Source organism: Microvirga sp. BSC39 (genome assembly GCF_000739015.1).
Lineage (GTDB): Bacteria > Pseudomonadota > Alphaproteobacteria > Rhizobiales > Beijerinckiaceae > Microvirga.
Genome location: NZ_JPUG01000058.1, coordinates 65444 through 72181, shown reverse-complemented (window position 1 = coordinate 72181; position 6738 = coordinate 65444). Strand labels below are relative to the sequence as shown.

Genomic DNA, 6738 nt, shown 5'->3' with positions numbered 1-6738 from the left:
GGTCGGAACGGCCGACCCGCGGCTCGGGGTGACCGTGTCGCCGGAGTCCCGCACCGGAGGCTGACCGTCGAGGAGGTTGCGGATCTCCTCGCCCGACAGGGTCTCGTACTCCAGAAGGCCGCGGGCCAGGGCCTCAAGCTCGTGCTGCTTCTCGGTGAGAATGCGGCGGGCGTCGTTGAGCCCGTCCTCCACCAGACGGCGAACTTCCGAGTCGATCTTCTGCGAGGTCGCCTCGGAGATGTTCTGCTGGCGGCCCATGGACATGCCGAGGAACACCTCGTCCTGGTTCTCGCCATAGGCAACGGTGCCGAGCTCGGGCGAGAAGCCCCACTTGGTGACCATCATGCGGGCAAGCCGCGTGGCCTGCTCGATGTCCGACTGGGCACCCGACGTGACCTTCTCCTTGCCGAAGATCATTTCCTCGGCGATGCGGCCGCCCATCATGATGGCCAGACGCGAGGTCATCTGCTCGTAGGACATGGACAGCTTGTCCCGCTCAGGCAGCTGCATGACCATGCCAAGCGCACGGCCGCGCGGGATGATGGTGGCCTTGTGGACCGGGTCGGTGGCCGGGACGTTGAGCGCCACCACGGCATGGCCGGCCTCGTGATAGGCGGTCAGGCGCTTCTCGTCGTCGGTCATGACCAGGGTGCGGCGCTCGGCGCCCATCATCACCTTGTCCTTGGCGTCCTCGAACTCGCGCATGGTGACGATGCGCTTGCCGCGGCGAGCCGCCAGGAGAGCCGCCTCGTTGACGAGGTTCATCAGGTCGGCGCCCGAGAAGCCAGGGGTGCCGCGGGCGATCACCTTCAGGTCCACGTCGGGCGCCAGCGGGACCTTGCGCACGTGAACGCGCAGGATCTTCTCGCGGCCGACCACGTCCGGGTTCGGCACCACGATCTGGCGGTCGAAGCGGCCGGGGCGCAGGAGCGCCGGATCGAGCACGTCGGGACGGTTGGTGGCCGCGATGATGATCACGCCCTCGTTGGCCTCGAAGCCGTCCATCTCCACGAGGAGCTGGTTGAGGGTCTGCTCGCGCTCGTCGTTGCCGCCGCCCAGGCCGGCGCCGCGATGGCGGCCGACCGCGTCGATCTCGTCGATGAAGATGATGCAGGGCGCGTTCTTCTTGGCCTGCTCGAACATGTCGCGCACGCGCGACGCGCCCACGCCGACGAACATCTCGACGAAGTCGGAGCCCGAGATGGTGAAGAAGGGCACGTTGGCTTCACCTGCCACGGCTCGCGCCGTCAGCGTCTTACCGGTGCCGGGAGGGCCGACGAGCAGCACGCCGCGCGGGATGCGGCCGCCGAGGCGCTGGAACTTCTGCGGATCGCGCAGGAACTCCACGACCTCCTGCAGGTCTTCCTTGGCCTCGTCGATGCCGGCAACCTCGTCAAAGGTGACTGGAGCTCCGGGCTGCAGCAGCTTGGCCTTGGACTTGCCGATGGACATGAGGCCGCCACCACCCTGCTTGTTCATGGCGTTGCGGGATAGCCAAACGACAACGCCGATCATCAAGGCGAAGGGCAGCAGCGACAGTAGCAGGCTACTTAGCAGACTGGGCTGCGGCGGCGGCTCTGCCTTGATCACGACGCCCTTCTGCTGCAGCTGGGCAATGAGGCCGGCGCCTTGCGGGACGTAGGTGGTCACACGGGCACCTGTAGAGCGCTCGGCGATCACTTCCTGTCCCTGGATAGTGACCGAGCGGATCTCTCCCTGATCGACCGCCGTGATGAACGCCGAGTAGGGAAGCTGCTCAGACTGAGGTGCTGACGTGCCCTGGAAGTAGAACATCGACAGCATGGTCATGACCGCGGCGGCTATCGCAAAGTTGCGAAAGTTAGGCGCAGTGTTGGGGTTGTTCATATCTATGCTTTCTGAACGAAGACGTCCTGATCGAGCTTGAGGGCTAGGGCCAACCCTGTCTGCTACCTGGGCAGCATCAGCCCTGGAAGGGCTTTGTCACCGGATTGACCAAATCGAGGTGCCTGCGCAGCAGCGCCATGTTGCGCAGGTTTGAACGGAAGAAGACGTCACCGGCCCATCCAACCACAGGAATCGCGCTGATCACAAAGTCGACACCGACGTTGCCAGCCATGCGCATGAGCGTCGACATCGGCACGCCGAGGCGGTGCGCCTCCCAAATCAGATAGGCCGACATGCGTTTGGAGGTCAGCGTTCCAACACCAGGAATCAGGTTCAGAAGCGCGTCTGCGCCGAAGCGCACGTTCGTTCCCGGCACGCGGATGGCGCTGTCGAGAAAGCGGGCAAGATAATCAAGCCTGGCTCGAGTCTCGCCGGCGCGAAGGGAGATGTCGGTAAGAGGGAACGCGTAAGATGTCACAGTCGTCTCCCAGATGCGGAGCGCTTCGAGGCGCTCCTCAGGTGAGAGAGTCCGACATCACAGCCTTGGGCAGACTGTCAGAGGGGCCCGGACCCCGGTACCAACAAGATGGGGAGTGAGCCGCCCGGGTTCAAGACCGAGCCCAACCCGCATCTCCGTCGGCAAGCTCGCAGGCCATGATTACGAGTGGCGCTCGACCACGGCAGTTCGCCGGGGGTGTGCAACGCTAACGAGCGCCTGCAGTTGGCACCCATGAAACGCAAGCGGTTGGTCCGCTTCGGCACCTAGGAGCCAACGTTCGTTGAGCAGCGGAAAGGTGCAAGTTTGCCCCCTCTTGGACCTTCGGAAGGTCCGCTTCCGCCAAGTCGTTCCGGCTCGGAGGTGAAGCCTTCTGGCAGAGGTTTTCATCAACACTCGATGAGAGGTCTGCTCTCGTGGCTTAGTAGCGGCCATTATACGGGGTGCCTGCGGCTACAACTCGGACTGGATGGCTTTGAGTAGCCGGAAGCGCATCGCGCCGTCGTTGTTTGTCAACGCGATCACGAAGCGCACACGCCCATGCTTCGAAGTGTCGGCATAGCCCGCCAAGGTTCGCACGCCGGAAAAGCTGCCAGTCTTGAAGCGGGCGTCGTCGCCACTCTGGAGCAGGGTGGCATGGGGCTCGAAGAGGTGCAGCAACTGGGCAAGGCCGCGGGTTGTGAAGCGGTTGCCGCGGCTGATGCCCGAGCCTTCCTCGAGATGAATTGACCCGGTGAGGCCGTGCCTGACGAGCATCTCGTTCGCGACCTGGAGCGACTTCTCGAGGCTGACGGGCCCGCCCAGGCGATGCCCGCCGATCTCCAGGAAGACTTGGTTGGCGATGTAGTTGTTTGAGCCCAGGAGCAACCCGGCAAGGATCTCCGAAAGGGGTCGTGATTGGCGGTGAACGTAGACCGGCTCCAAGCCCTTGGGCACGGCCCCAGTCGAGATCTTACCCTTGACGCTGCCACCGGCCCGCTCGATGAAAGCAGCGATCAGCTCACCGGCATATTCGAGGCCCACCGTCGGGCTCTGGGTCAGGCTGATGCGACCGCGCCCTTGTGTGCCGCGCGTCAGGAACTGGCTGACAGCGAGCGGCGTGATCGGGGTCTGCTCCTCAGCGGAGCGGACAGTCTTGCCCTTCCGCACGGCGTGGATCGTGTTGAAGTTCACCGCGAGCGCGGAGTTCAGCGCGTTATAGGCCTCGCCGGTGCCCTCAATGCCAGGAATGCGGATGTCGGAGGGGTAGTAGCTTGCGTCCAGCACGATGCCGCTGAGCGGCTGCTTGCCGATTGCGGTCACCAGCGCTGGCGCGAGTTGAGCCAGCTCCTCAGAGATCAGAAAGGGATCGCCACCACCGCGAATGTAGAGCAACCGGTCGTCGTCCAGGTAGAAGTGGGTCTTGAAGCGGTAGTCGGCACCCAGGACCTCCATCGCCAGCCAGGCGGTCACGATCTTGGCGACGGAGGCAGGCACGAAGGGCTTATCGGCGTTCTGAGCCACCAGCTCGTTGCCCTTTTCGTCCATCACGAGCACCAGCCCCGACGGTGCGAGAGCCGCGAGCTTCTCCCTGGCACCGGCCAGGACTCGGGCGGGCATCAGGAACAGCATGCAGGCAAGGGCTAGTAGGTGAGGCAACATGAGGACGCCAGCCTGTGCCCTCCAACTCGTCGTTCTCGGTGATTGGCTCAACATAGCATTATAGTCTCATTGGCCTACATGAGAGGTCTAGGACCGTCCGCTTTCGCGCCGCTGCTGGGAGCTTAGCGAACGTGCATTGCGAGGGAAATCGGCTGAGAGTGAGGCTGATGGTTGTCTTCTCGGTAGGCAAGTCCTCGGGAAAACACGGATGTGGTTGCGGCTCGCTTTGTGATCTAGCGCGTCAGAAGCGCATTGGCCTAGCAATCAAACTCCTCTCCGGAGGTGCTCAATGTGCCAGAATCATGATGATAGTGTGGTTGCTAGAGACAATGTCCAACGGCACGCTTGTGGCAGTCGTTGCCGATGATGCTCAGAAGAGTTCCCGGATACTCAGCGACCTGACTGGCTCAGGATGGAGGTAATGCGGGCATAGCCGCGCGCCTCAGCATGCTGCAGGGGCGTCATGCCGTTCCGATCAGGGATCTTGGGGTCAGCCCCGGCTTCGACCAGCGCACGCACGGTTCCTGTATGACGGGGTCCGCCGTCTCCGAGGATCACCGCCTCGATCAAGGCAGTCCAGCCTAGGTTGTTGACGTGGTCGAGTGGCGCTCCAGCTCGGATGAGCTCGCGGACAACGCCGTCGTGGCCCAGATGGGCTGCAGCAATCAGGGCCGTGCCATCGTAGATGCTGGTGATCAGCCTGGCGCTTGCGCCGGAGGTGAGCATGGCCTCCAGCGTTGGCACATCATCCCGAACGGCTGCAATAGTCACAGCGTCATAGCGCTGGTTGTCGAGGAGGGCGGGATCCGATCCGGCGGCAATCAGGGCCTGAGCCGCCGCACCATGGCCCTGGAATGCCGCCACGTGCAACGGTGTGCGGCCGTTGCTGTCGCGGGCATTGGGATCGGCCCCTTGTTGAAGCAGCTGCTCGATACCATCAACGGTGCCTTTGGCAGCGGCCGCGTGCAGCCCACGGTAGGCTGCGAACTCTGTGGGTGTGGGGGGCGTCTGCGCGGAGGCCGCCCCCCCTGTCAGGGTCAGGATCCCAATAAGCCCGACAAGTGCGCATAGATGGGCCATAGTCCGTCTCTCTGCGGTGTGATGGTTGATGACGTGAACGACCACTCTTGATCATTACGCCAGTTTTGGTTTGACCTTGGCAAGGTCGCCAGTCGCACATTCCCCGTTGGTGCCCGCCTGGAGTAAGGCATAGCTCCAAGACCCATCCTTCGTCTCGGGTAGAGCTTTCATCTGCGGCACCCCCCTGAATGCGGACAGTCGCGCCCTAAGGCCTATTCGGTATAGGGCCTGGTAAGGTCACCTCCTGATGCTGTGGACGGCTCCACCCAGCGGTGAGGTAGCATGGCTGCTTCGAGCAGCCAGCAACACAGGAGCAGCCCATGAGCACGGTCACCACCATTGGTCTGGATATCGCCAAGTCTGTCTTTCAGGTGCACGGCATCAGCGCCTCGGGTGAGGTGCTGATCCGGCGTCAGATCCGACGAGGGCAGGTGCTCAAGTGCTTTTCCTCCCTGCCACCCTGCCTGATCAGCATCGAGGCCTGTGCCTCGGCTCATCACTGGTCGCGGGAGCTCCAGAGCCTTGGTCATCAGGTGAAGCTCATGCCGCCGGCTTACGTCAAACCTTACGTAAAACGGCAGAAGAACGACATGGCTGATGCCGAGGCGATCTGCGAGGCGGTGACCCGCCCCACCATGCGCTTTGTCGAGACCAAGACGTGCGAGCAGCAGAGCGTGCTGATGCTGCACCGGGTGAGGCTCATGCAGGTGCGCCAGAGGACCATGCTCACCAACGCCATCCGAGCACACCTGGCGGAGTTCGGCCTGGTGGCGAAGATCGGCCGCGAAGGTGTCGACGAGTTGCTTTTGCTGGTCCGTGATGGCGATGAGCGTGTGCCGGAACTTGCCCGTGCCTGCATCCTGGCTCTGGCCGAGCAACTGGTGCTGGTCAAGCGCCAGATCCTGGAGATGGATCGACGGATCACCGCCTGCCACCGGGCCAACGAGGTCAGCCGCCGGCTGGTCGAGATCCCAGGCGTGGGCCCGCTGCTCGCGTCCGCCCTGGTGGCCCATGTTCCCAACCCGAGAGCCTTCGCGTCCAGGCGCAATCTGGCGGCCTGGATCGGGCTGGTGCCCAAGCAGAACTCCAGTGGTGGCAAGGAGCGGCTGGGCGGCGTGACCAAGCAGGGCAACCGGTATCTTCGCTCCCTGCTGACGGGGGGCGCACTGGCGGTGATCCGCTTTGCCCAGCGGCATGGAACGAAGCGGCCGTGGATCGTGCAACTGCTGGCACACCGAGCCACCAAGGTGGTGGCGGTGGCCCTGGTCAACAAGATGGCTCGCATGGTGTGGGCGATCATGGCCAAAGGCGAGCGCTATCGCGAGCCGGTGGTCGCGCAGGCAGCGTAATCATCGCCGGACGAGTTCGGTGATCAGGAGGTTGGGAAGGGGGTACGGACACTAATGCAGGATCCGGTCGAGCCGGGAGGCGGGACACCCCACAAGTGCCCGAGCATCTTGGAATGCGAGGTTTTGGTCGGGCTCCCTTCGCGAAGGGCATTATGGCCAGCGGTCATGCGTACCGCAGCAACAGGTCGAACACATGGCCGCACCGACCAGCCTGGCAGAAGCGTTCAACAAAACCCTTGCCAACGGGGAGCCGTCCACACATAGCACGAGGCGGACCCTCCTCTCGCTTCTCGTTCTACCTAAAAA

The 6738-nt window shown here is 63.4% G+C and carries 5 protein-coding genes; 1 reads left to right on the top strand and 4 read right to left on the bottom strand.

Annotation, left to right across the window (positions count from 1 at the left end; genetic code table 11):
• From ftsH to MA07_RS09585, 4 genes are all read right to left on the bottom strand, one after another.
• The coding region (gene ftsH / locus MA07_RS09605) for an ATP-dependent zinc metalloprotease FtsH (RefSeq protein WP_036349907.1) at positions 1 to 1866 on the bottom strand (1866 nt) is incomplete at its 3' end.
• Positions 1867 to 1942: 76 nt separating this feature from the next.
• Positions 1943 to 2344, bottom strand: a complete 402-nt coding sequence (locus MA07_RS09600) for a DUF4112 domain-containing protein (RefSeq protein WP_200879346.1) — start codon at positions 2342 to 2344, stop codon at positions 1943 to 1945.
• Positions 2345 to 2815: 471 nt separating this feature from the next.
• Positions 2816 to 3961 carry a D-alanyl-D-alanine carboxypeptidase gene (locus MA07_RS09590; protein ID WP_244445210.1) on the bottom strand — a complete coding sequence of 382 codons (1146 nt, stop codon included), beginning with the start codon at positions 3959 to 3961 and terminating at the stop codon, positions 2816 to 2818.
• Between the two features lie 432 nt (positions 3962 to 4393).
• Complete coding sequence (locus MA07_RS09585) at positions 4394 to 5083, bottom strand: ankyrin repeat domain-containing protein (protein ID WP_036349898.1); 690 nt, start codon at positions 5081 to 5083, stop codon at positions 4394 to 4396.
• 320 nt (positions 5084 to 5403) lie between these two features.
• Here MA07_RS09585 and MA07_RS09580 point away from each other — a divergent pair, with 320 nt between their 5' ends.
• A complete protein-coding gene (locus MA07_RS09580) occupies positions 5404 to 6432 on the top strand; it encodes an IS110 family transposase (protein WP_036349894.1) in 1029 nt (342 codons plus the stop codon).
• The last annotated feature ends 306 nt before the right edge of the window (positions 6433 to 6738 follow it).